General features: G+C 73.3%; 20 protein-coding genes. 7 read left to right on the top strand and 13 right to left on the bottom strand.

The features are described 5' to 3' along the window. Positions 1-143 precede the first annotated feature (143 nt). The 3 genes from M1O15_RS24030 (at position 144) to M1O15_RS24020 (ending at position 3,588) form a co-directional block, all read left to right on the top strand. A complete protein-coding gene (locus M1O15_RS24030) occupies positions 144-647 on the top strand; it encodes a hypothetical protein (RefSeq protein ID WP_248636222.1) in 504 nt (167 codons plus the stop codon). Then, a complete protein-coding gene (locus tag M1O15_RS24025) occupies positions 647-2,947 on the top strand; it encodes a DUF6571 family protein (protein ID WP_248636221.1) in 2,301 nt (766 codons plus the stop codon). Before M1O15_RS24030 ends, M1O15_RS24025 begins: the two co-directional genes overlap by 1 nt. A 110-nt stretch (positions 2,948-3,057) precedes the next feature. Continuing rightward, complete coding sequence (locus M1O15_RS24020; protein ID WP_248636220.1) at positions 3,058-3,588, top strand: hypothetical protein; 531 nt, start codon at positions 3,058-3,060, stop codon at positions 3,586-3,588. A 169-nt stretch (positions 3,589-3,757) separates the two neighbouring features. Here the strand turns inward: M1O15_RS24020 and M1O15_RS24015 are convergent, their stop codons facing one another. From M1O15_RS24015 to eccB, 7 genes are all read right to left on the bottom strand, one after another. Then, positions 3,758-4,060, bottom strand: a complete 303-nt coding sequence (locus M1O15_RS24015; protein WP_248636219.1) for a WXG100 family type VII secretion target — start codon at positions 4,058-4,060, stop codon at positions 3,758-3,760. A gap of 46 nt (positions 4,061-4,106) precedes the next feature. Then, the gene (locus M1O15_RS24010) at positions 4,107-4,466 is read right to left on the bottom strand and encodes a WXG100 family type VII secretion target (protein ID WP_248636218.1); all 360 of its coding nucleotides are present in this window, start codon (positions 4,464-4,466) and stop codon (positions 4,107-4,109) included. Between the two features lie 77 nt (positions 4,467-4,543). Further along, positions 4,544-5,647, bottom strand: coding sequence for a S8 family serine peptidase (locus M1O15_RS24005; protein WP_248636217.1), 1,104 nt, complete (start codon positions 5,645-5,647; stop codon positions 4,544-4,546). A 182-nt stretch (positions 5,648-5,829) separates the two neighbouring features. Further along, positions 5,830-7,572, bottom strand: a complete 1,743-nt coding sequence (locus M1O15_RS24000) for a hypothetical protein (protein WP_248636216.1) — start codon at positions 7,570-7,572, stop codon at positions 5,830-5,832. A 6-nt stretch (positions 7,573-7,578) separates the two neighbouring features. Continuing rightward, entirely contained in the window at positions 7,579-7,944 is a 366-nt protein-coding gene (locus M1O15_RS23995; RefSeq protein ID WP_308282392.1) for a DUF2563 family protein, read from the bottom strand. Between the two features lie 241 nt (positions 7,945-8,185). Beyond that, on the bottom strand, positions 8,186-9,418 hold the full coding sequence (gene mycP, locus M1O15_RS23990; RefSeq protein ID WP_372499566.1) for a type VII secretion-associated serine protease mycosin: 1,233 nt from the start codon (positions 9,416-9,418) through the stop codon (positions 8,186-8,188). An 11-nt stretch (positions 9,419-9,429) separates the two neighbouring features. Next, entirely contained in the window at positions 9,430-10,956 is a 1,527-nt protein-coding gene (gene eccB, locus M1O15_RS23985) for a type VII secretion protein EccB (protein WP_248636214.1), read from the bottom strand. Between the two features lie 255 nt (positions 10,957-11,211). Here eccB and eccE point away from each other — a divergent pair, with 255 nt between their 5' ends. From eccE to M1O15_RS23965, 4 genes are all read left to right on the top strand, one after another. Continuing rightward, on the top strand, positions 11,212-12,561 hold the full coding sequence (gene eccE, locus M1O15_RS23980; protein ID WP_372499565.1) for a type VII secretion protein EccE: 1,350 nt from the start codon (positions 11,212-11,214) through the stop codon (positions 12,559-12,561). Positions 12,562-12,587: 26 nt separating this feature from the next. Further along, complete coding sequence (locus M1O15_RS23975) at positions 12,588-13,298, top strand: hypothetical protein (RefSeq protein ID WP_248636240.1); 711 nt, start codon at positions 12,588-12,590, stop codon at positions 13,296-13,298. A 140-nt stretch (positions 13,299-13,438) separates the two neighbouring features. After that, positions 13,439-13,672: a DUF397 domain-containing protein gene (locus M1O15_RS23970; protein ID WP_248636213.1), complete on the top strand. Its 234-nt coding sequence runs from the start codon at positions 13,439-13,441 to the stop codon at positions 13,670-13,672. A gap of 250 nt (positions 13,673-13,922) precedes the next feature. After that, on the top strand, positions 13,923-16,775 hold the full coding sequence (locus M1O15_RS23965) for an SCO5717 family growth-regulating ATPase (protein ID WP_248636212.1): 2,853 nt from the start codon (positions 13,923-13,925) through the stop codon (positions 16,773-16,775). Positions 16,776-16,870: 95 nt separating this feature from the next. Here the strand turns inward: M1O15_RS23965 and M1O15_RS23960 are convergent, their stop codons facing one another. The 6 genes from M1O15_RS23960 to infB all read right to left on the bottom strand — a co-directional run bounded on the left by M1O15_RS23960 (position 16,871) and on the right by infB (position 26,724). Further along, positions 16,871-17,815: a bifunctional riboflavin kinase/FAD synthetase gene (locus M1O15_RS23960; RefSeq protein ID WP_248636211.1), complete on the bottom strand. Its 945-nt coding sequence runs from the start codon at positions 17,813-17,815 to the stop codon at positions 16,871-16,873. Positions 17,816-17,856: 41 nt separating this feature from the next. Next, complete coding sequence (locus M1O15_RS23955) at positions 17,857-21,573, bottom strand: serine protease (RefSeq protein WP_248636210.1); 3,717 nt, start codon at positions 21,571-21,573, stop codon at positions 17,857-17,859. 206 nt (positions 21,574-21,779) lie between these two features. Beyond that, positions 21,780-22,679, bottom strand: coding sequence for a tRNA pseudouridine(55) synthase TruB (gene truB / locus M1O15_RS23950; protein ID WP_248636209.1), 900 nt, complete (start codon positions 22,677-22,679; stop codon positions 21,780-21,782). Beyond that, positions 22,676-23,131: a 30S ribosome-binding factor RbfA gene (gene rbfA, locus M1O15_RS23945; RefSeq protein WP_248636208.1), complete on the bottom strand. Its 456-nt coding sequence runs from the start codon at positions 23,129-23,131 to the stop codon at positions 22,676-22,678. The genes truB and rbfA overlap by 4 nt, the downstream gene beginning before the upstream one ends. A gap of 28 nt (positions 23,132-23,159) precedes the next feature. Further along, on the bottom strand, positions 23,160-23,453 hold the full coding sequence (locus tag M1O15_RS23940; protein WP_248636207.1) for a DUF503 domain-containing protein: 294 nt from the start codon (positions 23,451-23,453) through the stop codon (positions 23,160-23,162). Between the two features lie 166 nt (positions 23,454-23,619). Next, a complete protein-coding gene (gene infB / locus M1O15_RS23935) occupies positions 23,620-26,724 on the bottom strand; it encodes a translation initiation factor IF-2 (RefSeq protein WP_248636206.1) in 3,105 nt (1,034 codons plus the stop codon). Positions 26,725-26,821 lie beyond the last annotated feature (97 nt).

Raw genomic sequence — 26,821 nt, 5'->3', positions numbered from 1 at the left:
CAAGGGAGCGAGGGGGTGGGATGTGAAGGCGCCGTTCACACCGTGGGCGCACCGGGTGCACCTGCTTGCGCCCGGTGCGCGCCCCTCCCTAGGTTGCTGAGCGGTGTGGCCGGTGTGTCGGGTGACGAGGGAGGGGCCGGGCGATGGCCTGGGACGAGTGGGAGCAGTTGAAGGCCTCGGCGGCCGGGAGAAGTCCGGAACGGATGCGGCTGAACCAGCTGCCCGTCGAGGGCGGGGGCGCCGGAAGCACCCAGGGTGATCTCGCCGTCGACCAGAAGGACCTGGCCGCCATCGGCGACAAGGCCTACACCCTGTACACGGACCTGTCGAAGCAGGGCAAGGTCGCCCTGCCCAGCAGCCGCACAGCAGCCGGAAGGCTCACCGGGGACGGCTTCGCACTGGGCGGGGCGCTGGGGCATGTCGCCGACCGCTGGGAGAAGAGCGTGAAGTCTCTGACGGACGCCTGCGCCCATATCTCCAACCACCTGGACTTCACCAAGAAGGCGCACGCCGGCGACGAGGTCCATGTCGAGGGGACGTTGAGCAGCATCGCCACCCTGGACGCCGGGTTCGACGAGTCATACGCCCCGGCGGGCGCCAAGAACCCGATCTACGGCGAGAAGAAGCCGCAGAAGGCGGACGGCTGATGAACCTGGACGATCTGCGCTTCGCCGACTTCTCCGCCCTGGACGACGCGGTCATCGACTGGTCGAAGACGATCACCAATCTGCAGGGGCTGGAGAAGACCGCCCGGGAGGGGCTGCGCGGCAAGGCGAACAAGGCGTCCTGGAAGGGCGAGAACGCCACCGTCTCCAAGGCCTTCGTCGGCAAGACCGCCGGGGAGTTCGCGGACGCGGTGACCCAGGCGACCTCCATCCGCGACATCCTCAAGGACACCCGGGACGAGCTGCGGGACTGGCAGAAGAAGGTCGACGCGGCCGTCGAGCGGGGCCTGGCGAAGAACCTCACCGTCACCTCCACGGGCGGCGGCTTCACCGTCACCATGAACATCCACCCGGACCGGGCCGCCGAGGGCACCGATGTCCCGGACCACACCCCGGGCGATGTCACCGCCCTGCGCGACGAGATCCAGGGGCTCCTGGACCGCGCGACCGAGAGCGACAGCAGCGCGGCGACCGCCCTGCGGGCCCTGGTGGACCTGGCCGAGTACGGCTTCTCCGGGGCGAAGTACGCCGACCGCGACGGTGCCGTGAACGCCCTGCGGGAGGCCGAGCGGCTGTCGGCGCTGGCGAAGAAGGACGCCAAGGACCTCACGGCCGCCGACTTCGACGCTCTGAACGGCGGGCTGAGGAAGTACGCGGGCGACGAGCTGTTCGCGGAACGGTTCGCCGAGCAGCTCGGCGCGAAGGGCACCCTGCGGTTCTGGGCGGACCTCAACACCCCGCAGCTCAACTGGAAGCTGGGCCATGAGCGGGTGGACCAGTACGACGAGCTCCAGCGGCACCTCGGCCTCACCCTGGCGACCGCGACCCAGGCGGACACGGCCGAGATGGCGGCGTGGAAGCGCGAGATGGTGGACCTGGGCACGCAGAGCGCGTCCCGGAACAACTCGGCGACGGGCTTCCAGGTGATGAGCAGCCTGATGCGCTGGGGCGACTACGACGACAGGTTCCTCACCTCCTACGGCGGCGGGCTGATCGAGGCGGAGAAGAAGTACACCCAGAACGGCCGCCATGTCGCCCTGGCCTGGCAGCACATGGGCATGGACCCCCTGCTGAACCGCACCGGTTCCGACTCCGGCTCCGACCCGATGACCGGCTTCCTCAAGGCCCTGTCGAACAGCCCGGGCGCGGCCACGGAGTTCTTCAACGGCACCTTCGTCGGCAAGGACGAGGACCATGACTTCACGGAGGAGGCCGGCGGCAAGGAGGTGAAGCGGGAGCTCTCCACCTTCGACTACCTCTTCGAGGAGCGGGACTGGCCCCAGGAGCGGGACGACAAGGGCGAGGAGAGCATCGAGGGCCGCAACAACCTCGCGCTCGCGCTGGAGGCGGCGACCACGGGGCACCGGGCGGGCGAGATGCCCACCCCGGACACTCCCCCGCACACTCCGGCCCAGGCCGGACTGATGGCGGACATCGTCGCCTCGGTGTCCGACGATCCGGAGCGGCTGACCAAGTACGGCCATATGTCGGACAGCATGGGGCAGATCGCCTCCGAGTACCTGCCGGACATCAACCGGGCGATTTCCATGGATGTGAAGGGCAACACGGACAAGCTGTTCCCGGTGGCGGGGTCGATGGCGGACCTCAGCCAGGCTGAGACGACCCGCTTCCTGGTCACGATCGGCCAGAGCGAGGACGCCTATGCCGCGGTGAGTGTCGGCCAAGCGGCCTATATGAGCAACCTCATGGACTACCACTTCAGCCCGGAGACACAGGGCGACGAGTCGTTGCGCTATCCGCAGGCGATGGACCGGACGGTCGAGGACATCGCTCACCGCAACGGCGAGGTGAGCGGCATCCTGGCCATCGGTCAGCAGGAGGCCGTGGTGGGTCCGGCGGCGAAGGAGGCCAAGGACTTCCAGGACGCCGTCGCCCAGCAGAAGAACGCGTGGTCCGGAGCGATCGGCACGGGTATCGGCGTCGGCGTCAGCTTCATCGCCACCCCAGTGGGCGGTGCCGTCGCCAGCGGGGTGGCCGGGACGGTCAGCAGCGTCGTCCTGGAGCACATCTTCCAGCAGTCGGAGACCGACGTGCTGAAAGACGCCAGCCAGGATGCCGGCCGGCTGTGGGAGACCAACAGGCGCGAGACGCAGACCTCGACTCAGATCGCGGCGCAGGAGGCCGCCAGGGCACATGGTTTCAAGGAGCCCGACAGCGTGCTGGACTGGGTGACCTCCGGCACGACCGGCGGATACTCGTCTGCCTCCAGCAACGCCCGGCACATGGCCGACGAACTGGAGACGGAGATCCAGCCAGGATGAACACGACAGGTACCGGGGCGTCTGTCCCGCCGGAGGACAGGGCGCGGCGCGGCTCGATGGCGACACCGCCGCTTCCCGCCCGCCCGGTCCGGCCGCCACGGGGCACGGTCATGGCTGCGACCGCGCTGCTCGCGCTCGGCACACTGGCGGGATGCTCCACCCCGGAACCGCCACCGAAGGAGTACGCGACGCCGACCTCGCTGTGCGGAGTGCCGATCGACCCCGCGCTGCTCGATCCACTGCTTCCCGCGAGTGGCAGGAAGGCGGTCGTGAAGGACTCCTTTCCGGAGCTGAAGGGGGGAAGTGACTGCACCGTAGTGGTCGACGACAGCACCGACCTCTCGGCGATCACCACGTGGCGGGAACTGGGCACCAGCGTGCGTGAGATCGCCGCCGGCCAGCCCTATGTGCGGCTCGACGAACGCATCAGTGCCGATCTTCGGTACAGCTGGGGCGACAAGGGCGCCGTCAGCAAGGTCGACTGCCCAGAGCCGGCAGAGACCCGCCGGAAGGGCACCCAGCAGCTCTTCGTGTACGTGTTCGTCGGAAATGAGGGGCGGGCCAACGAGGCCGCGATGAAGAAGCTGATCCTGGCTTACGCCGACGCGGTCTCGAAGTCCGCGGAGTGCCGGGGCGGGTGAGAGGTAGCGGCGTGGACTGACAGCGAAGGCCTCAGCTTGCCCTGGCCACCACGCGGGCGCCTGTGACGCCGACGGCGGGCCCGGCACGCGGAGACCGCACAGGGCCGGGGTGGGCACCTCCCGCACTGCCCACTCCGGCCCTGACGCTCGTGATGGCGGTCGGCGCTTCTTAGAAGTAGCCGGCGGCCCGCTTGTCGCCCGCCTGGTAGGCGGGGGCGGCCTCGGCGACGGCCTTGGCGATGGCCTTGAGCGACTGGAGGATGGCGCGGCTCTCCGCGTCCCACTTGGCGTGGTTGGCGTCGGCCGCGGTCCGGGCCTCGCCCTCGAAGGTGTCGGAGATCTGCCGGATCTTCGCCTGGATGGCTTCCAGCGAGTAGTAGAGGCGCTCGGCCTGGGCCTTGATCGTCTGCGACGCGGCATCCAGGGACGAGTAGGTGACGACCATGGTCCCGTCGTCGAACTTGCTGGTCACGTTCGCTCCTTATGAGGCAGTGGTGGTGTGGCCGGTGAGCACGGGCTCAGTAGCTGGACAGGTTCGAGGTGCGGGCCTGCGCGGCCGCGTCACCGGAGTAGCCGTCGACCACGTCGATACCGCGCAGCGCCCGCTCGACGTCGTCGTCCGTGTTGCCGGCGATCACCCGGGTGGCCTCGATCGCCTCCTGGAAGATCAGCATCAGCTTGCCGATGCGCACCATGCCGTTGTTGATCTGGGTCTGCTTGACGTCGAACGCTCCGGCGCCGATGCCTCGCCAGTTGCCTTCCAGGCTGTCGATGACGCCCTGGAGGTTCCGCAGCTGGCCCTTGACGTCATCGAAGGACTCGGTGATGTCGTTCTGCAGGCTGATGAGATTGACGCCATTGACCTTCTGGACTGCCATGTTCCTCTCCCTCTGCTGGGGTGGTTGGTGGATGGGGCTAGTCGGTCGACCGGCCCGAGGTGGTGTCGAGGGGCTGCTCAGGCCTGACGACGGCGGGCCACCAGTGCGCCCGCACCGGCGAGGACGGCGGCGGCCGCGATGCCTCCGCCGATGAGGTACGCGGAGCTGGTGCCGCTGCCGGAGTCGTCGGCCTTGCCCGCGGAGCCCGCCAGGGCGGGGCTGTCGCCGGATGCGGTGGCCTCGGGGCCCTGGTCGCTGGGAGCCGGGGGCTTCGGCGTGGAACCGGGCTTGCCGCCGACGCGCTTGCCGGTGTCCGGGCTGACATCGGGGTCGCCGGGCTTGCCGAGGCCTCGGGTGATGTGGGCGTTGGGGCGGACCACGCCGTGACCGGTGTAGTGGCTGACCTGACCGGGCTTCCACTTCGCGTTCCGGCCCGCCGACTCGAACATGACCCGGAGGACCTGGTTGCCGGTCCACTCGGGGTGCTTGGACCAGATCAGGGCGGCGGTGGCGGAGGCGAGGGCGGTAGAGGCGCTGGTGCCCTCGGACTCGCAGTACTGCGTGAAGTTCTCGTCGCACCAGAAGGGGATGTCCGTGCCCGGAGCCGAGATGTCGACATAGCTCCCGTGGGTGGAGAAGTCGGCCACTCGCCCCTCGGCGTTGGTGGCCGCTACGGCGACCGCTTCCGGATAGGCGGCCGGATACTGCTCCTTGTTGCCTTCCTGAGCTCCGTTACCGGACCCCGCGAAGACAAGCTTTCCCTTGCTCTGAGCGTACTCGACCGCGTCCCGCTGGCTCGACCCGTAGTAGTCGCTCGACATGGAGACGTTGATGATCTTGGCTTCGCTGTTCGCTGCGGCGCGGATTGCCTGCTCCATGTCGCGCGCGTTGACCCCTCCCTTGTCCTGCAACTGCGTGTTCGATACGCGGAAAGGAATGATCTTGGTGTCCGGGGCGAGACCGCGTAGGCCACCGCCTCGACCGGTGCCAGCGATCAACTCGGCGACGGTTGTGCCGTGGCCGTCATAGTCATCCGTCTCCTCTCCGGCCACGCCGGTGAGGTCCTTCCCCGGCAGAACCTGGCCCTGCAGCGACGATGTGGACGGGTTGACGCCGGTATCGACCACCGCAACGGTGACGCCTTTGCCTCGCGTCTGCTTCCACAGTGTGTCCACATGCATGGCTTTCAGGTACCACTGGCGGCTTTGGGGATCGGGTACGGGAGCGGCCGCCGCTGTTCCTCTGGCGCCGCACTGCACCCATACCGCCGCTACGGCGACGGCACAGATCAGACGATGGCGTCCTCGCCGAGCACGGTTTCGACTGCTCATCGGAGTCATCCTGACTTTCGGCTTCCACATACCTAATCGATCACCGGAGGTACCGTGTTCCGCGGCCTGGCCAGCCAGGTTTCCTCGTCCTCCGTCAGGTAGTCCGGCCGGCTTGAGCCGTTTCGGTCGTTCTCATCCTTCTTGCGGCGGCGGTTACCGCGCATGCCTCCGGCGGAACTCCCGGGCTGCGCCCCAGGCGTACCGCCCCCTTTCGGGGTGCCCACGACTCCGTTCACGCTCGCGGTCCCGCGACCGCCCGGGCGGGATGGGCCGCCGGTCTGCTGCCCGCCGATGACACCACCGGAGACAGGCCGTGAGGTGCCGGCGCGTCCTCCGGATGACTCACTGCCGATGACCGTGCCCCGAGGCATGCGAGGTGATGTACCGGCAGCGGGACGCTGCTGCGGGGTGCCTCCTACGATTCCGCTCTGTACACCTCGGGCGCCGAAGGCACCGTTGCCGGATCGGCCACCGGCCCCCTGGGCCGTGGCCCCGCCGGATCGACCGTTGATCGGAGCCTGAGCCGTACCGCCGGGCACACCAGCGCGACCGGCGGCGGCACCACTGCCCGTAGCGAAGGGCGATCCCGCTCGGCCGTTGACAGGCCCCACAGATCGTCCTGCTGCGCCTGCGGCGGATCCCCCGCTCTTCTGAACCACCCCTCCCGCTGTGCTGCCGGGCCGACCGAAGGCGTTGGCCGCCGGAGCACCGCCAGGTCGGCGCACGCCGCCTGTGCCGACCCCCTTAGAAGGAGCAGCGGCCGGTCGGACCGGAGGAACGCTGCCCGCCACGAGAGGCGGCACTGTACTCACGGTGGTAGGCCCGGTGTGGGGCAGCTGTGGCGCTGTCGGCACCTGCGCGGGAGGCGCGGGAGGCGCGACGCTGTTGATCTCCACGCGCTGTCCTGACCCAACGGCTTCGATCGGCCTTTCGGTCAGCTCCGGACGTGGCGTGCCGTCAGCTACCCGAGTGCGCTCGCTCCAGGCGGCCGCTGGTTGTGAACCGGACACGTGCGCCAGAGAACCCCCTGTGGGGCTCGAATTGTCGGCACCACCCTGACCTCGCCGCCGACCAACTGCGTCCATCGGCGGCGGCACCGCCGTCCCCAGCGGCCTCGGCAGCGTCGGCGGTTCCTGCATCGCCAGCATGGTCTCGGAGACCGAGTAGAAGGAGGCCAGGCGGTTCATCTGGTTGATGGCCTCCTGGCGGTCCTTCTCGATCTTGACGGCCTTCTGGTAGTCCAGGTTGTCCGTCCCGCGCTGAGTGAGGGGGAAGTCCTCGGGGCGCTTCTGGACGAGGCGGCCGTCGCGCGGGGGTACCGAGTTGCGGACGGAAGTCAGACCGGTGGCGGCGATCTCCATCTGGGCGCCGACGGCGTTGGCGAACGTGCCGAGACTGTAGGTGTAGGTCGTCAGTTCGCTGCCGAAGCGGCGGAACTCCTCGGCGCCCTCGCCCTTCCACTCGGTCGCGCGGACGTAGCCGTCCAGTTGCTTCGCGGCATCGTTCAACGCCTCGGTGACCCGCTGCAATCTGCGGCCGGCCTCCGACAGATCGGCCGGATTGGCGCTTTCGAGCAGGTTCAGCATGGAGTTCAGCGGTACGTCCTCGAACGAGGTACGCCCACCGAAGAAGGCACCGACGAACGGCAGCTGCTGGACGGCGGCGACCTGCTTGGTCACACTCTGGGCCGCGGTGTCGAAGGCCTGCTGGTATGTCTCCACCTGCTCGTGGCGCTGGTCCGCGGTCTGCGGTGCCGGCGGCTTGGCTTCAGTCATTGGCGGTCACCCCATGTCCTCGGTCGCGTCGGGGCTCTCCGGCTGCTCAGGAGCCTTGGCGGCCTTCTGCGCCTTGTCCCACGCCTTGTCCAGCTTGGTGTAGATGCTGTGGAAGTTCCGCCGCGTGTCGTCGTCCACGTCGTCATAGCCGACGTCGGCCGCGTGGACGCCGAGCCGGTAGAGCTCGATCTGGTCGTTCAGGGACTTGGAGAGGGTGATGAGCGACTGGTGGACGCGGTTGTACTGGGTGTAGAAGCCGTCCGCCTCCGCGAAGCACATGCCCGTGCCCAGCGAGTCGCGGGTCACCCCCGGGTCGGCCACCCTGGTCTTGCCGGCCGCGCCGCCCTCGAACTCCGTCAGGAGCTTGTCCACTTGTGCCTTGAAGGCTCGCAGCGCACCTTCGCCGCGTACGACATCAGTCACCGCCAACGCCCCCCGTCACCTGCCGCGTCGAGCACGATGCCCGTTCCTCCCCGTTTGCTTCTGTTGTCGTGGAACTGCTCACGACGTGCGCTCCGCCACTTTAGCCACCGGGTATGACAACGAACCAACGGGCAAGGCGGGCCCAAGCCACGGGTGGAGGACCTCAGTTCCGCACCGTGCGAGTGCAACGTCAGACGCGGTCGCGGCGGGTTCGGCGGCGGGCGTCTCGGGCGGCTACGGCGCCGCCGGAGACGGCCGCGATCAGGACGGCGCCGCCCACCACGACATAGGTGGCCAGGCGGGCGTTGCGCTGGTCCGGGGTCTCGCCCAGGTGGTAGGTGCCGACGGCGGGGGCCTGGGCGCGGGTGACGCCCTCGCGGGCGACCGGCTTCTCGACCGGGGTGTCGTCCTCGGTGAGCGCGCGCACCGGATCGACCACGCCCCAGCCGACGAGCCGGTCGTGTCCGGCGGTGGAGCGTTCGGCGGTCTGCTGGATCTGGGCGACGATCTGCGCCTGGGTCCAGTCCGGGTGCTTGGCCTTCACCAGGGCGGCCACCCCGGCCACGTACGGGGCGGCGAAGCTGGTGCCGTTGTCGGCGCAGTGCCCTCCGCCGGGCACCGTGCTCACCATGTCGACGCCGGGCGCGGCGACGCCCACGAAGTCCCCCGACTGGGAGAACTGGGCCCGCTCGTTGTTGCGGTCGGAGGCGGCGACGGCGAGCACGCCCTCGAAGGAGGCGGGGTAGGTGCGCTTCACCTTGCCGCCGAGGCCGTCGTTGCCGGCGGACGCGACGACCACGATGTCACGGGACAGCGCTTCGTCGACGGCTTGTTCCAGGACGGGGGCGGGGCGCAGGGCCTTCGCGGTGTCCTGGGAGATGTTGATGACGTCGGCCTCCTCGTCGATGGCGTGCCGGATGGCGGTGGCGAGGGTCTCGGCGGTGCCGTTGCCGTGGGCGTCGTTCTGCTGGACGGGGATGATCGTCGCGTCCGGGGCGAGGCCGCTGAAGCCGGTGCCCCGGGCGGGCCGGGCGGCGATGATCCCGGCGACCTTGGTGCCGTGGCCGACGGTGTCGGTGGTGCCGTCCTCCTTGCCCCGCTCCACCGGGTCGCCATGGGCGTCCTTGGCGTTCCTCGGGATGAGGTTGATCCCGCTGCCGGTGTCGACGGCCTTGGTGAGCTGCGGGTTCTTCACGTCCACGCCGGTGTCGATGACGGCGACGCGGACGTCCTCGCCGGTGGACTGCTTCCACACCTCGTCCAGCAGCACCCGCTGGAGGGACCAGGGGCGGCCCTCGTAGGGCTGATTGGGGAAGGAGCACTGCTGGGGGGTGTCGGCGTGGGCGGTGGGCGACATGACCAGGGTGGCCATGGCGGCGGCTGCCACGACCGCGAGCCGCTTGACGTACGCAGAAGGGGTCATGCCACGGCCTCTCAGGAGCCCTGCGGCTGGCGGGCCGCGCCCGTGGAGAGCCGGGGGCCGGTCGGGAGCAGGGCGGACCAGGCTGCCGGTACGGGCAGTGGCGGGACGTCCTTGTAGCCGAGCCGGCTCTGCGCCTGCTGGGCCTCCAGGGCCTGGGCCTCGCGCTCCTTGGCGGAGTCCGGGGAGCCGATGCCGGCGTCGTCGGTCGCCGTGTCCCCGTTGGACTGGAGGGCGTAGCGCAGTCCGGTGTCGGTGACCAGGAAGAGGAAGCCGGTGTCGGTACGGGAGCCGGTGAACTGCCGGTACATCTGGCCGGATCCGGGGGTGACGTACGCGCTGCTGGAGCCGGTGGGCAGGGGCGCCGGGAAGTCGTCGCCGGACCAGGTGCTGAGCGTGGTGGAGCCGCTGTCCCGGTCGACCCCGCGCAGCACGCTGCAGACGGTGTTGCGGCTGCCTTCGGCGGTGGAGGCCTCGTTCACCGGCCTGGGGGTCTGCTGGGGCCAGCGGACGTCGGCGTGGAACGCGGCGCCTGGGAGGATGGCCCCGGGGGCGACCGGGGCGGCCTGGCTCTGCTGGCCCAGGTCCATCAACGGGCGGCTGCCGAGGAGCAGTTTGGCGGTGAAGTCGGAGATGGGCGCGACCCGGTCGGCCAGGACGACGTAGTGCTGGCTGCGGGTGCCGTCGGGTGCGGTGAGGACCATGCCGACCTTGCGCAGCGCCGGGTCGAGGCTGCCGGGGACGTCCGCGTCCGCACCCGGGGTGCCGGGGACGGTGGGGAAGGTGATCCGGTCGCCCGGGTGGAGGGTCTTCAGCCAGGCGTCGGAGACGCGTTGGGCGGCCCGGTGCTGGCCGACGAGCAGGCGGAGCAGCAGTTCGTCCTGCTGGACCGGGTAGGCGGTGCCGCCGGCGTCGACGACATGGCGTGTCCCGTCCGGGCCCTCCACGTAGAGGAGTTCGCCGCCGGTGAGCCGGTCGCGGTCGTCGGTGCGCCGCTCGTCGCGCCGGGCGAAGACGAAGGTGGCCTTCTGGATGGCCCGGCCGCCCTGCCCTGGGCGTTCGCACACCGCCCACCGCTTGGCGGTCCCGGCCTCCTTGGCGTCGGGGAGCCGGTCGGGCGCGTAGGGGATGCCGAGGGTCGCGCCGTGCGGGATCTTCCCGCTGTCCAGCACCGACTCGTCGACGTTGACGACCTTTCCGCCGTCCTGCTTCATCAGCAGTTTGGCGGAGGACATGTTGAGCACCGGGTGGAGCTGCTTGCGGTCGCCGGTGCGCAGCACCACGTACCGGGTGGTCGACTTGCTGGCGATGATGACGTTCCGGCCGGGCTCGTCCCAGTCCTGCGGGGCGACCGGCTTGAACATGCCCCAGGCGGCGAACACCGCGAGGACCACGACGGCGACGATCGCCCCCGGCATGACCCCGCGCAGCGGGCGGGGCGCGCCCTCCTCCGAACCGGTGGAGCTGGGTTGCGTGAACTGCGCGACCAGCCGCCGCTTCGCGAAGGTGTACGCGTTGAGTTCATCCCGTCGCGATGCCATCCGGTCCCTGTGCTCCTTGTCCCTCTCCCCGGGCTCCCCGGGGCTCCCCGTGGGCCTGGGGCGCCGCCGTGCCGCCCCTACTATGCCTGCCGCCGGACGGGGGCCGCGCTCAGGTAGGGTGATCGGCCGATGAGCGCCCGGGCGGGGCCGGCAGGGACAACGACCGGGCGGACCGGCACACTTCGCGAGCGAACACGCGGGCCGTGCGCCACGGACGGACGCGCACCAAGGACAGACAGGGGCAGACGCGGCGATATGGGTACGGGGACGCGCACGCGCGAGCGGCACACCGGCGGTGGACCGGCCCCGGGCCGTGTCCGGGGACGGCGGCGCGAGGCCCGGTCCGCGGTGCCCGCCCCGGGCGGCACCCCGGCGTCCGTCGCACTCCGCCCGCTCTCGGCCGCCGGCCGGATCGGACCGGTGGAGCTGCGGCAGCTGGTCCTGGTCGAACTCGCCCTGCTGCTGGTCGCGGTGGCCCTGGTGGCCGGCGGTACGCCGCTGCTGGTCGCGGCGGGTGCGGTGGCCGTGCTGCTCGTCCTCCTCGCCGTACTGCGCCGCCGCGGCCGGCCCGTCCAGGACTGGCTGACTGCGACGCTCGCGCTCCGGGCCCGCCGGCGCGCCGCCCGCCCGGCGGCTCCGGACACCGACCCCGCGCTGGCCGTGGTCGCGGAGGGCCTGCCGGGGCTGCGCCCGTACCCCTACGTGGACCGGGAGCGGCGCACGGTCGGCATGCTCGGGGACGGCACCTTCCTCACCGCGGTGGTACGGGTCGAGGCGGGCGGCCGGTCGCTGCGCCCCGCCTCGGGCTCCCGCGCCCTGCCCCTCTCGGTGCTGGGCGGCGCGCTGGACGTGGACGACATCCGGCCGGAGTCGGTCCAGCTGGTCCAGCAGGTTCGTCCGGCGCCCGCGCCCCATCTTCCCCAGCAGTCGGTGGCCCGGGTGTCGTACGCCGCGCTCCAGCGGAGCAAGGAGACGAGCGCTCCGGCGCTGCGGGTGACCTGGGTGGCCGTCAAGCTCGACCCGGAGCTCTGCCGGGAGGCGGTCGCCGCCCGGGGCGGCGGTGTGGAGGGTGCCCAGCGCTGCCTGGTCCGCCTCGCCGACCATGTCGCCAGCCGGCTGTCGGGGACCGGTTTCCAGGCCGTCGTCCTGGACCAGGAGGAGGCCAACTCGGCGCTCGCCATGGCGGCTTGTGCCAGTCCGCGTCTGGCCGGGCGCTCCGGGCACACGGAAGCCGGCGGGGCCCGCAGGACGGCGGAGACCGCGCGGGTGTGGCGGTGTGACGACCGCTGGCACACCACCTATGCCGTGGGGCGCTGGCCCCGGCTGGGCCGCGCCGCGGTACCGCTGCCCGCCCTGGTCTCCCGGCTCACCGCCGTCCCCGCCTTCGCCACCACGCTGTCGGTGACGCTGCGGCGGGGAGCGCGCCAGGGGACGGTGGAGCTGGCCTGCCACCTCCGGGTCACCGGTGGCTCCGACAGCGAACTGGTCAGCGCACGGCGGGCCTTGGAGGAGGCGGGCCGCTCCGAGCGGGTGGGCCTGCTCCGCCTGGACCGGGAGCAGTTGCCCGGCGTGCTGGCGACGCTGCCGCTGGGAGGCGCGCGATGAGGACCGGGGTCGGGACGGGGACGGCCATGGGGAGGGGGGCCAGGGGGCTGCGGGGGATGTTCGGGCCCCGGTACCCGGGCCACTTCCTGGCCGCCGGCCAACTCGGCGCGCTGGCACTGCCGGTGGGGGACGACGGGGTGGTGGTGGGGGACGACGCCCAGGGCCGCCCGCAGATGGTGGGCTTCCACCGGGCCACCGCGTACGAGGTGCTGCTGATCGGCGGTCTGTGGACGGCCCAGGTGATCGCCCTGCGCGCGGCGGGGACGGGCGCCCGGGTCTCCGTGGAGACCGGCCGCGCACGGGAGTGGACCGCGCTGGCGCAGACGGCGGGCGCCGGGGTGCCCTGTGTGACCGTGCACGATGTCGGGCGGGTGCCGCCCATGGGCGCCTCGGTGAGCAGCCCGGCGGTCATCGTGCGCGACTGCGGTATGCGGCCGCCGCGTGGCCGGGTGGTGGCCTCGCCCTGGCAGTCGGTGCTGACCCTGCTGCCCTACCTCAGCCCGGTCGCCCCGCGGCTGATGCGGTCGGCGTCCCTGGTGGGCGTCCAGCGGGTCTCCCCGGAGGAGAGTGAACTCATCGGTCGCGTAATGGGGTTGACCCAGGTGGAGGTCGACGCGCTGCCCACGCTGGCCGACGGTGTCACCCTCTGGTGCTCGGGAGCCGAGCGGAGCTGGGTGATGACCGCGCCCACGGACGCCGAGTCCGGCCTGCTCGGGCTGCCCCGGCGGATGGACTGACCCGGCCCGGCGGCCCCCTCGGCTCCCCTAGGATGCTGCGGGATGCTTCAGGTGGCACGGAGCCCGGGCGGGGACGCGCCACCGGGGAGGGTGCACCACCCGCCGGCACACCGCACCGCCCGGAGGAAAGGGGGCCCGCGATGGGCAGCGCACAGGAGAAGGACGAGCTGTACGCCCTGGACATCTCCGATGTCGAATGGCACGGCGCCCCGGGCACCAGCCCGGACGAGGAGCGGGTCGAGATCGCGTATCTGCCGGGGGGCGCGGTCGCGATGCGTTCGTCCCTGGACCCGGACACCGTGCTGCGGTACACCGAGGCGGAGTGGCGCGCCTTCGTCCTGGGCGCGCGGGACGGCGAGTTCGACCTGATGTGACGGGCGCCCGAGGTGGTGCCTGAGGCGACGGACGTCCGGCCCGGCCGGGCGTCCGAGATGACGGGCGCCCGGTCGGGACCGATGGCGGGCCGCCGGGCCGGGTAGACGGTCGTCGGCAGGGGCCGGGGACGGGGCTGCCGGTCGGGCTCGGCTGACGTTTAGGGTGGTTCGCAGAGCCGGGACCCATCGACGGCCAGTCGATCACCCCCGCCCGCCAAGACGAGGGCGCTCGACCACACCAGGAGGCAAAGTGAACGGCGATCGCGACGACATCCACGGGAACTGGAACCTTCCCGTCGACGAGTCCGACGCGGAACCCGTCGAGGTGACGGGTGAGTTCACCATCGACTACACCCCGCCCGCCTGGTACACGCAGAACGCGGGCGAGTCCGCGCGGGCCGGCGGGACACCGGCGGACGAGGCACCGGCGCCGCCGGCACCCGAGCAGGGCCTCCCGGCAGCGCCCGCCACCCCGCCGGCCTCCCCGGCCGCGAGCGCACCGGCCGCCGATGAGCAGCAGCCGTCGGCGGGTGCCGACACCGGCCCGGATCAGGGATCTGATACGGGGACGGGTACGGGAGCGGGCACGGACGCCGTTGCGGTGGCCGACGCCGGGGCGGCGCCGGAGAGCGACGCACCGCCCGCCGTGGCTCCCGCCGCCGAGGACGAGAGCGGCCCGGCGCCGGAGAGCGCCGAGGAGCCGGCGGGAGTCGCCCCCTCGGCGACGCCCGCTCCCGGTGAGCCTGCGGACCCCTCGGTCGCCGAGACGGCCGGGGCCGGTGGTCCGGTCGCCGCGACGCCGTCGCAGTCCGCTCCGTCGGCGCCCGTTCCCCCGTCGCCGCCCGCTGTGGTCGACGACCCCTTCGGGGCGGGGGATGTGGAGAGCGGTGCCACCATGCGCTTCTCCCCCGCCGCGCTGAAGCGCGAGATGGCGGAGGCCGCCGAGCGCGAGGCGGCGGCCGGTGGCGCGGTGCCCGGCGACCCCGTAGCGCAGCAGGCCCCGCCCCAGCAGCCCGTCGCCCCGCCCGTACCGGAAGCACCCGTACCTGGCGGACCCGTACCCGGGGCGCCCGGGCAGATGCTGCCGCCGCTGCCTCCCGCGTACCAGCCCGCCACCCCGGCCGACGCCCCGCAGTGGCCGCCGCACGGCGGCCAAGCCGGTCCCGCCCCCGCGGGCGGCCCGGTTCCGGCGCCGCCGCACGGGGCGGGTTGGCCGCCGGCTGCGCCTCCGCGGCCCGCGCCCGGCGCCCCGCAGAGCGGCTACGGCTTCCCGGGCCCCGAACAGCCGGGCCAACCCGCTCAGCCGGGTCACCCCGGCCCCGGCCAGCCCTGGCCGACCCAGCCCGTACCGCCCGGCCCCACGGGCGCGGTCCCGCCGCAGGCACCGGCCGTGCCCGGCTTCCCGCACCCGGCCGCGCCCCCACAGCCCACCCCGCCACAGCACCATGCCCCGGCCCCGACCCAGCAGCCGACCCCGGCACAGCCGCCCATGCCCATCCCGCCGCAGGCCCAGCCCTCGGCGCACCCACAGCCCCCGGCGCAGCCGCAGCCGCAGGGCGGGTACGGCTTCCCGCAGCCGGAGGCCGGAGGCTACGGCTTCCCGCACCCCGGTACCCCCCAGCCCGGGCAGGCCCAGCAGCCCGGCGGCTACGGCTTCCCGCCCCCCGGCGGTCCGCAGCCGGACGGGTACCACCCCGCTAGTCCGCAGCCCGGCGGGCACCACCCCGACCAGCCCCAGGCTCAGCCCCACCCCCAGGCTCCGGCCGGCCCCACTCCCCCGGTCGACCCGAGGGCCGGGGCGGCGTGGCCCACGTCGGTCGCCCATGACCAGCGTGAGCGCTCGGTGCCGGGCGCACCGCTGGGCTACACGGCCGCCGTGGAGCTCTCCTCCGACCGGCTGCTGCGCAACGCCAAGCAGAAGGCCAAGTCCAGCCGCACGCCCTCGTCCCGGTTCAAGCTGGGCGGCAAGAAGGAGGAGGCGGAGCGGCAGCGCAAGCTGGACCTGATCCGCACCCCGGTGCTCTCCTGCTACCGGATCGCGGTCATCTCCCTCAAGGGCGGTGTCGGCAAGACGACCACCACCACCGCGCTGGGCGCCACCCTCGCCACCGAGCGGCAGGACAAGATCCTGGCGATCGACGCCAACCCGGATGCCGGCACGCTCGGCCGCCGGGTGCGCCGGGAGACCGGGGCGACCATCCGCGACCTGGTGCAGGCGATCCCGTACCTCAACTCGTACATGGACATCCGGCGGTTCACCTCGCAGGCGCCGTCCGGCCTGGAGATCATCGCCAACGACGTGGACCCCGCGGTGTCCACCACCTTCAACGACGAGGACTACCGCCGGGCGATCGACGTCCTCGGCAAGCAGTACCCGGTGATCCTCACCGACTCCGGCACCGGTCTGCTCTACAGCGCCATGCGCGGGGTGCTGGACCTGGCCGACCAGCTGATCATCATCTCCACCCCCTCGGTGGACGGGGCGTCCAGCGCCTCCACCACCCTGGACTGGCTCTCCGCACACGGGTACGCGGACCTGGTGCGGCGCTCCCTCACGGTCATCTCGGGAGTCCGTGAGACCGGCAAGATGATCAAGGTCGAGGACATCGTGCAGCACTTCGAGACCCGCTGCCGCGGGGTGGTCGTGGTGCCGTTCGACGAGCATCTGGCGGCCGGCGCCGAGGTGGACCTCGACATGATGCGGCCGAAGACCCGTGAGGCGTACTTCAACCTCTCGGCGCTGGTGGCCGAGGACTTCGCCCGGGCCCAGCAGGCGCAGGGGCTCTGGACCGGCGACGGCCACGGCTCCGTACCGCCGCACATGGCTCCCCCGCTGCCGGGTCAGCCAGTGCCCGGTCAGGCTCCCGCCCCGGGGCAGCCGTACCCCGGCCAGCCCTACCCCGGCGCGCCGGCGCCCGGGCAGCCGTACCAGGCCCAGCCGGCGCCGGGGCAGCCCCACCCCGGGCAGCCGTATCCGCCGCAGCCGGGCCAACCGGCCCCCTATCCCGGCCCGTACGCCCAGCCGCAGCCGCACCAGCAGCAGCCGTACCCGCAGCAGGACCAGCAGCCGCCGCAGCAACCGCCGCAGGCGCCCCCGCAGTAGGCGGCCGCCGCCGTACACAGAACGAGGGTCCGCACCGTCTCGACTCCGGTGCGGACCCTCGTCCGTGTCATGGGCCGGGCATCACCCCTCGGGGGCTACGCCTCTGCGATCAGTTCGCGGCAGCGCTGCACGTCCACCGCCATGGCCTCCAGCAGCTCCTCGATCGAGGAGAACTTCAACTGCCCGCGCACATAGGCCAGGAAGTCGATGCCCACATGCTGGCCGTACAGGTCGAGCCCGATCCGGTCGATCGCGTACGCCTCGACCGTGCGCTCCTTGCCGTCGAACTGCGGGTTGGTGCCGACGGAGATGGCGGCGGGCATCCGCTCGCCGTCGGCCAGCAGCCACCCGGCGTAGACCCCGTCGGCCGGGACCGCGGTGTGCGGGAGGGTGTCCACGTTCGCCGTGGGGTAGCCCAGTTCGCGGCCGCGCTGCGCGCCGCGCACCACGGTCCCCTCGACCCGGTGCGGGCGGCCCAGGATCTCGGCGGCCCCGGCCACATCGCCCTCGGCGACCAGCCGGCGGGTCAGGGTGGAGGAGAACGGCTTGCCGCCACCCGCCTCACCGGTGACGAACAGGTCCACCACCTCCACCTCGTAGTCGTAGGTGGAGCCCAGCTCGGTGAGGAAGTCGACATTGCCCGCGGCCCGGTGCCCGAAGCGGAAGTTGGGGCCCTCGATGACGGCACGGGCGTGCAACTTGTCCACCAGGACCTTGACCACGAAGTCGGCCGGGGAGAGCTGGGAGAACTCCGCGGTGAACGGCAGCACCAGCACCGCGTCCACGCCGAGACCGGCCATCAGCTCGGCCCGCCGGTGGTGCGGGGCGAGCAGCGGGGGGTGGCTGCCCGGGCGCACCACCTCGGAGGGGTGGGGTTCGAAGGTGACGACGACGGCGGGGACGCCGAGCTGACGGGCCCGCTCCACCGCCCGTCCGATGATCAGCTGGTGTCCCCGGTGGACCCCGTCGTACGAGCCGATGGTGACGACGCTGCGCCCCCAGTCCTGGGGGATGTCCTCCAAGCCGTGCCAGCGCTGCACTGTGACCGCTCCTCGCCCGAACCCTTGTACGGCATGAACCATTACGCAGGACTAAGACTGCCATGCCGGTGCGGTTCGGCCAGCATCGGTGTCAGGTCCGACCGCTGGTAGCAGGGCTGTGAGGTGTCGGAACCGAGCAGGGGGAGCCAGGTCGCCGGGTCAGCGGCGGCCCAGCGGGCGGTGAGCGCGGCGAAGGCGGGCCGTTCGGCGGCGAGCCCGGCCAGCCGCGCGCGCAGTCGGTCTCCGCCCTCGGGGGTACGTGTCCCGAGCAGCCCGGTGCGGCGGACCAGGTCCCGGGTGCGGGACTCGGCGCGCAGCCCGGTGCCCGCCGCGGCGGTCTCCAGCAGGGCGTCCAGGACGTCCGGGTCGGGGCCCCGCCGCTCCTCCACCGCCAGCAGCTCGTCCAGCAGTTCGGTGCGCGCCACCAGGGAGGCCGGGGAGCCGGGGGCGGCCAGCACCCGGGCGAGGGCCGCCCGGACCTCGGCGGGGCCCTCCCGCAGCAGCCCGCCGGCCAGCGGGGAGAGTACGGCGTGGGTGACCGGTCCGCGTTCCAGGCAGCGATCGAGGTACGCGGCGGTATGCCGGGCGCCGCCGGGATGGCGGGTCGTGTAGGCGGCGACCAGCGCGGCGGCGCGCCGGACCAGCGACGGGGCCTCGGTAGCGGCCAGCACCTCCAGTACGGCACCCGCGTCCCGGTCGGCGGTCAGCCGCTCATGGAAGGCGGCGAGCACCGGCTCGGGGTAGCTGGTGAGCGCGGCGGCCAGGGCGTACGGGGGCAGGGCCGGGTCGCCGGCCCGGAAGGCGGCCAGGGCGCGGGGCAGGTGGGCGGGGCGGGTCTCGGGATCGGCCACCAGCAGTGCCAGGGCGGGGCCGTGCAGCCCGGTGTCGCCGGGGCGGTCGAGCAGGGCGAGCGCCGCGTAGGCCAGCAGCCGTCGGTCGGCCGGGGCGGTGGCGTGCTCGGCGGCAAGCAGCGCGTACCGGGCGGCGGCGCTGCGCCGCTCCGGCCGGGCGCCGTCATGGGCCCAGCGGTCCACGGCCCGGCAGAGCACGGCGGGCTCGTCCTCGGCGAGGGCGGCCAGGAGGTCGCCGGCGCGCGGGTGGGCGGTGGCGACCAGGGCCTCGCACAGGTCGTCCGGGGCCAGCGCCCGATGGGCATGGAGCAGGGACTGCGCGGCCCCGGCCACGGTCGGCCGCTCCCGGACGCCGGGGGCGGCGGGCAGCGGGCGCTCGTCGCCGAACCAGCGGCACAGCAGCGGCTGGACCCCGCGCGGGTCGGCGGCCAGCCACCGGGCGGCGGCGTCCAGGAACCGCGTCCCTCCGGCCCCCGCCTCCCCGGCGTCCTCGCACTCCGCGTCGGCGGGCAGCAGCCGGCGGAGCAGATCGGCGCGCTCGTCCCCGGAGAGCGGCAACCGCTCCCAGAACCAGGGGCCGAAGGCCGCGGGGGCGCTCCCGGCCGCCGCGAGGTGGTCGGCCAGCAGTCGCAGGGTGCCGAGGTACGGGCGGAGGTCCGGGGTCCGTTCCAGGGTGCCGCCCAGCAGCCGCCCGGCCCACCAGCGGGCGTCCACCACCCGGGGCCGGGCGGGGTCGGCGGGAAGCCCGTCCAGGGCGTGGACCAGACGCCGGAGGCGGAGGTCGAGGGCGGCGGGGCCGTGCACCCGGCCCAGCAGCAGCATGGCCTGGACGACCGGCCCGACCCGGTCCCTGGGCACCGGAGCCACCCCCGGCCCCTCGCCCTCCGCTCCTCCGCGCATGACCAGGGCGTCCAAAGCCGCGTCGAGGTCCAGATGGGCGCCCTGGAGCCAGTCGGCCACCTCCTCGTGGGCGAAGCGGTAGCCGGGACCGGCCGGGACGAGCAGGCCCTCGGTGAGCACCGCGGACGCCCAGCCGGTGCTCCAGGGGAACAGCTCCTCGAAGGAGCCCCGGTCCAGCCCGCCCTGCCCCGGCCCCAGACAGCGGCGAGCCGCCTCGTGAACGCGCCCGGCGACCCGAGCGGCCAGCCGCCGGACCTCGCCGCCCCGGCGCGCCGGGCGGGAGGCAGCGGCGATCCGGACGGCGACCCGGAGACAGCTCAAGTCGAGATGCGCCGCGAACACCTCCTCGCGCCGAGGCCGCCCGGTGCTCCCGGCAGCAGACCCCTCCTCGCGCCCGGACCGACCGCCGCTCCCAGCGACGGCCCCTTCCCCACACCGCTCCCGGCCACCGCCACCCCCGCCGACCGGCAGCGCGGCTCGGACCTCCGCCAGCAGCCGCAGGGTCAGCGGATGGCCGGCGTCCGCCTCGGCGAGGGCGTCGGCGGGCAGGCCGTACCGCTGGCGGGCCCGTCCGGCCTCGCGGGCGGAGAGGTCGCCGAGGTGGACGGCGTCCGGGAGCCGTGGGGCGGGCCGTCCGGGGCGGTGCAGGGCCCCGGACGGGTACAGGGCGCCCGCTCGCTCCCAGTGCTCGGGGCGGCAGGCGGTGATCAGCCGGGCACCGTGGGCGCGCAGCCAGTGGGCGGTGGCGGCGGTCCAGTCGGGCAGCCGGTGGGCGAGCCCGGGCGGCATCTCCTCCGGGCCGTCGAGGAGTACGAGGAGGGGGCGGCCGGACTCGCGGGCGAGCCGCGCCACCCGTTCGGGGGTGGCGGTGGCCATGTCCCCGGGGGCGCCGGAGCAGGCGGCGATCCGCCCGGCCTGGCGCAGGGCGCGGGCGAGGGCGTCGGCCAGTGAGGCGTCGCCGTCGGCGAGGTCCGCGCCACGCAGCCGGAGCGTGGGGGCGGGTTCGGGGCCCCGGGCGCGACGGGCGGTGAGCGCGGCGAGTTCGGTGCTGCGGCCCGTACCGGGGTCGCCGACCAGGGCGCAGACGGCGGCGGTGGAGGCGAGGAAGGCGTCCAGCTCGCGGGTGAGATGGCGGCGTTCGACGGGCGGGAGGCCGGTCTCGGGTGCCTCGGCGCCGGTGGTGGCGGTGAGCTGGAGGGCGCCGGCCAGGTTCAGGTCCTCGCCGTAGGCGGGGACGGTGGCGGCGTTGCGGGCGAGCAGCGCGGCGAGCGGTCCGTGCGGGTCGGCCGCGGCGGCGTGGGTCAGCGGGACGGCGAAGCCGGCCGCGCGGTGGCCGCCGGTGTGCAGGGCGCCGCCGAGGACGGCGAGGACGGCGCCGGTAGCCGGGTCCAGGACGGGGGCGCCCGCGCAGTGGGTGGTGCGCAGTGCCTCGCCGGCGTCGGTGCCCATGGCGAGTTCCAGGACGCCATCGATGCGGTGGAAGTGCTCGGTGGCGGTGTAGGTGACGGAGGCCGGGCCGAGCACCCGGGCCTGGCGGGGGCCGTCGGCGTGGAAGCGGAGGTAGGTCCCGGCCGGGATGCCGGTGCGGGTGGCGATGGGCAGCGGGCCCAGGCCCAGGCCCTCGGTGCGGATCAGGGCGAGTCCGGCGGCGGGCAGCGGGACCAGGGCGTCGGCGTCGGCGGTGTACGCGGTCCCGTCGGGGGCCTGGACGGTGGCCCGGGTGAGTCCGTCGACGGTCTGGTGGCTGGTGACGACGGTGCCGTGGTCGTCGGCGGCGAAGCCTGCTCCGCGCAGCCGGCCGGACGGGTCGCGGATCCACACCGGTTCGGGACCGCCGTCACCGAGGAGGTGGCTCTCCCCCGCCGGACGGCCGTTGTCCCCAAGGGTCGATGCCGGGGCGCCGCCGGGCACTCGTCCGGCGATCCGGTCGTCCAGCCGGTCGTCGTGCCGGTCGTCGAGCCGATCGGGGTTCCGTACCGGTTCCGTCCTCCGGTCCGCGCGTTCCATGGTCCGACGGTAGGCCGGAGGTGATCAGCGGAGGGCGGGGAAGGCGAACGCGCCCCCTCGCGCGACCCCCGTTCACTCCGAGCGCCCGGCCGACCGGGTGAGAAGGTGGCGGGAAGTGGACAGCCTGTTGCCGGGGGGCGGGGGGATCGTGGGGCGGGCCGGGGGGCCCGCCCCACGAGAAGGCCTCCCGAGGGGCCCGGAGGCGTTCAGCCGAAGACGGCGAGGCTCTTGGCCCGCCCGCCGCGCTCCTCGACCAGGGCGAGGAAGCGGCCGTCCGGGCCGAACACGGCCACCGGGGCCGTGCCGTACGCCGGCATGTCGATCCGTACGCCGTTGAGCAGCAGCCCGGCCCGGCGCTCGTCCACGTCCCAGCGGGGGAACGCGGCCGCCGCGGCCTCGGCGATCGGCATCACGGTCAGCTCCTCCTGGAGCTGGTCCAGGGTGCGGGCGGCGTCCAGCTTGTAGGGGCCGACCCGGGTGCGCCGCAGCGCGGTGAGGTGGCCGCCGGTGGAGAGCGAGGCGCCCAGGTCGCGGGCGAGGGCGCGGATGTACGTACCGGAGGAGCAGACCACCGAGACGACCAGGTCGACCACGGGGGTGCCGTCCTCGGCGACCGCCTCGCGCATGTCGTACACCTGGAAGGAGGAGACGGTGACCGGGCGGGCCGGGATGTCGAACTCCTCGCCGCCGCGCACCCGGGCGTAGGACCGCTTGCCGTCGATCTTGATGGCGCTGACCTTGGACGGCACCTGCATGATGGCGCCGGTCAGTGCGGCGACGCCCGCGTCCACGGCCTCCCGGGTCACCCCGGAGGCGTCCTTGGACGAGGTGATCTCGCCCTCGGCGTCGTCGGTGACGGTGTCCTGGCCGAGGCGGACGGTGCCCAGGTACTCCTTCTCGGTCAGCGCGAGGTGGCCGAGCAGCTTGGTGGCCTTCTCCACGCCGAGGACGAGGACGCCGGTCGCCATGGGGTCCAGGGTGCCGGCGTGGCCGACGCGGCGGGTGCGGGCGATGCCGCGCATCTTGGCCACCACGTCGTGCGAGGTGAACCCCGACGGCTTGTCGACGATGACCAGGCCGTCGGGGGTCTTGGTGTGCTGGGTCATGCGGAGGCGTCGCCCTCGTCGTTCTCCTCGTCCGTCTCCGGCTTGCGGTACGGGTCGGCGTCACCGGCGTAGGTCTTGCCGGTGGACACCTCGCGGACCTCGGCGTCCCGGCTGCGCGCCTTGTCGAGGAGGTCCTCGATGGTGCGGGCGTTGTCCGGGAGGGCGTCGGGCACGAAGGCCAGCGTCGGGGTGAAGCGGACGCCGGTCTGGCGGCCCACCTCGGAGCGGAGGATGCCCTTGGCGGACTCCAGGGCGGCCGCCGAGGCGGCGCGCTCCTCCTCGTCCCCGTAGACCGTGTAGAAGACCGTGGCCTCCCGCAGGTCGCCGGTGACCCGGGCGTCCGTGATGGTCACGAATCCCAGCCGGGGGTCCTTGATCCGCCGGTCCAGGGTCTCCGCGACCACGACCTGGATGCGATCGGCCAGCTTGCGGGCCCGCGCGTTGTCGGCCACCGGTCCATCTCCTCTTCCGTCTTGCGTTTCACTCTTCGTCGGTGTGCATGCGCCGCCGTACGGACAGCAGCTCCACCTCGGGCCGGGCGGCCACCATGCGCTCGCACCGGTCCAGTACCTCGGTCAGGTGCCCCACGTCGCCGGAGACCACCGCGAGGCCGATCTCGGCCCTGCGGTGGAGATTCTGCACGCCGGTCTCCGCCACGCTGACCGCGTGCCTGCGGTGCAGCTCGGCGATGATCGGGCGGACGACGGAGCGCTTCTCCTTCAACGACCGTACGTCGCCGAGGAGCAGATCGAAGGACAGCGTCCCCACATACATGCGTGACCGGATGTCCCGCCGGTTCGGGTTCGTGTGCGCCGCCGCAGGTCGGCGGTGCGCGGCGCCCCGCCGGTCACTCCCGGCGGGACACCCGAACCGTACACGCAACGACCGGGGCCGATCGACGGATATTCCTCCGCCGACCGGCCCCGGTCCGGCTCACGCGTCAGACGCGCGGCTTCTCGCGCATCTCGTACGTCGCGATGACGTCGTCGACCTTGATGTCGTTGAAGTTTCCGAGGTTGATACCGCCCTCGTAGCCTTCGCGGATCTCGGTGACATCGTCCTTGAAGCGGCGCAGACCCTCGATGTTGAGGCTCTCCGCGATGACCTTGCCGTCGCGGAGCAGGCGCGCCTTGGTGTTGCGGCGCACCTCGCCGGAGCGGATGAGGACACCCGCGATGTTGCCCAGCTTGGACGAGCGGAAGACCTCGCGGATCTCCGCCGTACCGAGCTCGACCTCTTCGTACTCCGGCTTGAGCATGCCCTTGAGGGCCGCCTCGATCTCCTCGATGGCCTGGTAGATCACCGAGTAGTACCGGACGTCGACGCCCTCGCGCTCCGCCATCTGCGCGGCACGGCCGGCCGCGCGGACGTTGAAGCCGATGACGATGGCGTCGGAGCCCATCGCCAGGTCGATGTCGGACTCCGTGACCGCACCGACGCCGCGGTGCAGGACCCGGATGTCGACCTCTTCGCCGACGTCGAGCTGGAGCAGCGAGGACTCCAGCGCCTCGACCGAACCGGAAGCGTCACCCTTGATGATGAGGTTGAGCTCCTGGATCTGGCCGGCCTTGAGCACCTTGTCGAGGTCCTCGAGGGACACCCGGCGGGTGCGCTTGGCGAAGGCGGCGTTGCGCTCGCGCGCCGCGCGCTTCTCGGCGATCTGGCGGGCCGTGCGGTCCTCGTCGACGACGAGGAAGTTGTCGCCGGCGCCCGGGACGTTGGTGAGGCCCAGGACCAGGACGGGGGTCGACGGAGTGGCCTCCGCGACGTTGTTGCCCTTGTCGTCGAGCATCGCCCGGACACGTCCGTAGGCGTCGCCGGCGACGATGGTGTCGCCGACCCGCAGGGTGCCGCGCTGGACCAGGATCGTGGCGACGGCGCCGCGGCCCTTGTCCAGGTGGGACTCGATCGCGATGCCCTGCGCGTCCTGCTCCGGGTTGGCCCGCAGGTCCAGCGCCGCGTCGGCGGTGAGGACCACGGCCTCCAGCAGGCTGTCGATGTTGAGACCCTGCTTGGCGGAGATGTCGACGAACATGGTGTCGCCGCCGTACTCCTCGGCCACCAGGCCGTACTCGGTCAGCTGACCGCGCACCTTGGTCGGGTCCGCGCCCTCGACGTCGATCTTGTTGACCGCGACCACGATCGGCACGTCGGCCGCCTTGGCGTGGTTCAGCGCCTCGACCGTCTGCGGCATCACACCGTCGTTCGCCGCGACCACGAGGATCGCGATGTCGGTGGACTTCGCACCACGGGCACGCATGGCGGTGAACGCCTCGTGACCCGGGGTGTCGATGAAGGTGATGCGGCGTTCCTGCTCGTTGACCTCGGTCGCGACCTGGTAGGCACCGATGTGCTGGGTGATACCGCCGGCCTCGCCCGCGACCACGTTGGTCTTGCGGATCGCGTCCAGCAGTCGCGTCTTGCCGTGGTCGACGTGACCCATGACGGTCACCACCGGCGGACGCGGCTCCAGGTACTCCTCGCCGCCCTCGTCCTCGCCCCACTCCAGGTCGAAGGACTCCAGCAGCTCGCGGTCCTCCTCCTCGGGGCTGACGATCTGAACGGTGTAGTTCATCTCGCCGCCGAGCAGGTGCAGCGTCTCGTCGGAGACGGACTGCGTGGCCGTGACCATCTCGCCGAGGTTCATCATCACCGCGACGAGCGACGCCGGGTTGGCGTTGATCTTCTCGGCGAAGTCGGTGAGGGAGGCACCACGCGACAGACGGACGGTCTCGCCGTTGCCGCGCGGCAGCATCACGCCGCCGACCGACGGGGCCTGCATGGCCTCGTACTCCTGGCGCCTCTGCCGCTTCGACTTGCGACCGCGGCGGGCGGGCCCGCCGGGACGGCCGAAGGCACCCTGCGTGCCACCGCGGCCACCGGGGCCGCCGGGACGGCCGCCGAAGCCGGGACGGCCGCCGAAGCCGCCGCCACCGCCACCGGGACCACCGGGACGACCGCCGCCGCCACCGCCACCGGGACGGCCGGCGAAGCCGCCGCCACCACCGCCGGGACCGGCCGGACGGCCGGCGAAGCCGGGACGGCCACCGCCGCCGCCGGGACCGCCGGGACGACCGCCGCCGCCACCCGGACCACGGCCGCCAGGGCCGGGACGGGGGCCGGCAGCCGGACGCTGCGGCATCATGCCCGGGTTCGGGCGGTTGCCCGCGGGGCCGCCACCGGGGCGGGGGGCCTGCGGACGCGGCATCGAGCCGGGGGTGGGACGCGGACCGCCGGGGCCCGCCTGGGGACGGGGACCGCCCTGGCCGGCGCCCTGCGGACGCGGACCGCCGGGGGCACCGGCGCCGCCGGGACCACCGGGGCCGGGACGCTGCGCGCCACCGGGCCGGGGCGCCTGCGGGCGGCCCATGCCGGTGGAGCCACCGGAGGTGAAGGGGTTGTTGCCCGGACGCGGGCCCGCGGGACGCGGGGCGCCGGGACGGGGGGCCTGCTGGCCCGGACGCGCGCCACCGGGGCGCTGACCGCCCTGGCCGCCGCCCTGGCCGCCCTGCGGGCGGGCCGCGGGACGCGGGCCGGGGGTGGCACCGGACCGGGGACCGGCGGCCGGAGCCGACGGGGCCGACGGCGGCGCGGTGAACTCCGGGTTGGCCGGGGCCGGCGACGCCGGCGCGGGCCGGGGCGCGGGCTTCGGGCCCGGGGTGGGCCGCTGGCCGCCGGGGGCGGCCGGCGCGGCGGAACCGCCCGGACGGCTCGGGGCCGCGGGGGCGGGCTTCTCAGCGGCCGCCGGCTTCGGCGCGGGGGCGCCGGGCTTGGGGGCGGCCGGACGGGCACCCTGCGCCGGGGAGGGCGCCGGGGCCGAAGGCTTGGCAGGCGCGGCCTTGCGGGGCGCGCCGGGCTTGGCTGCGGACTTGCCGGCGTTGCCGCCGGGCCCCTGCAGCGCGTCAGTCAGTTTGCGTACCACCGGCGCCTCGATCGTCGAGGACGCCGAACGGACGAATTCACCGAGTTCCTGGAGCTTGGCCATGACGACCTTGCTCTCCACACCGAACTCCTTGGCGAGTTCGTATACCCGGACCTTAGCCACTTCGCTCCTTTGAGGTCCGGATTACCGCCGGACCGTCGCTACTTCATGGGCGTACTCATCGCGTACTCATCGAGTGCTCATCGCAATCTCGACCTAC

It is taken from the genome of Streptomyces lichenis (assembly GCF_023218175.1).
Taxonomy (GTDB): Bacteria; Actinomycetota; Actinomycetes; order Streptomycetales; family Streptomycetaceae; genus Streptomyces; species Streptomyces lichenis.
This window is presented reverse-complemented; position numbering and strand designations above follow the sequence as displayed.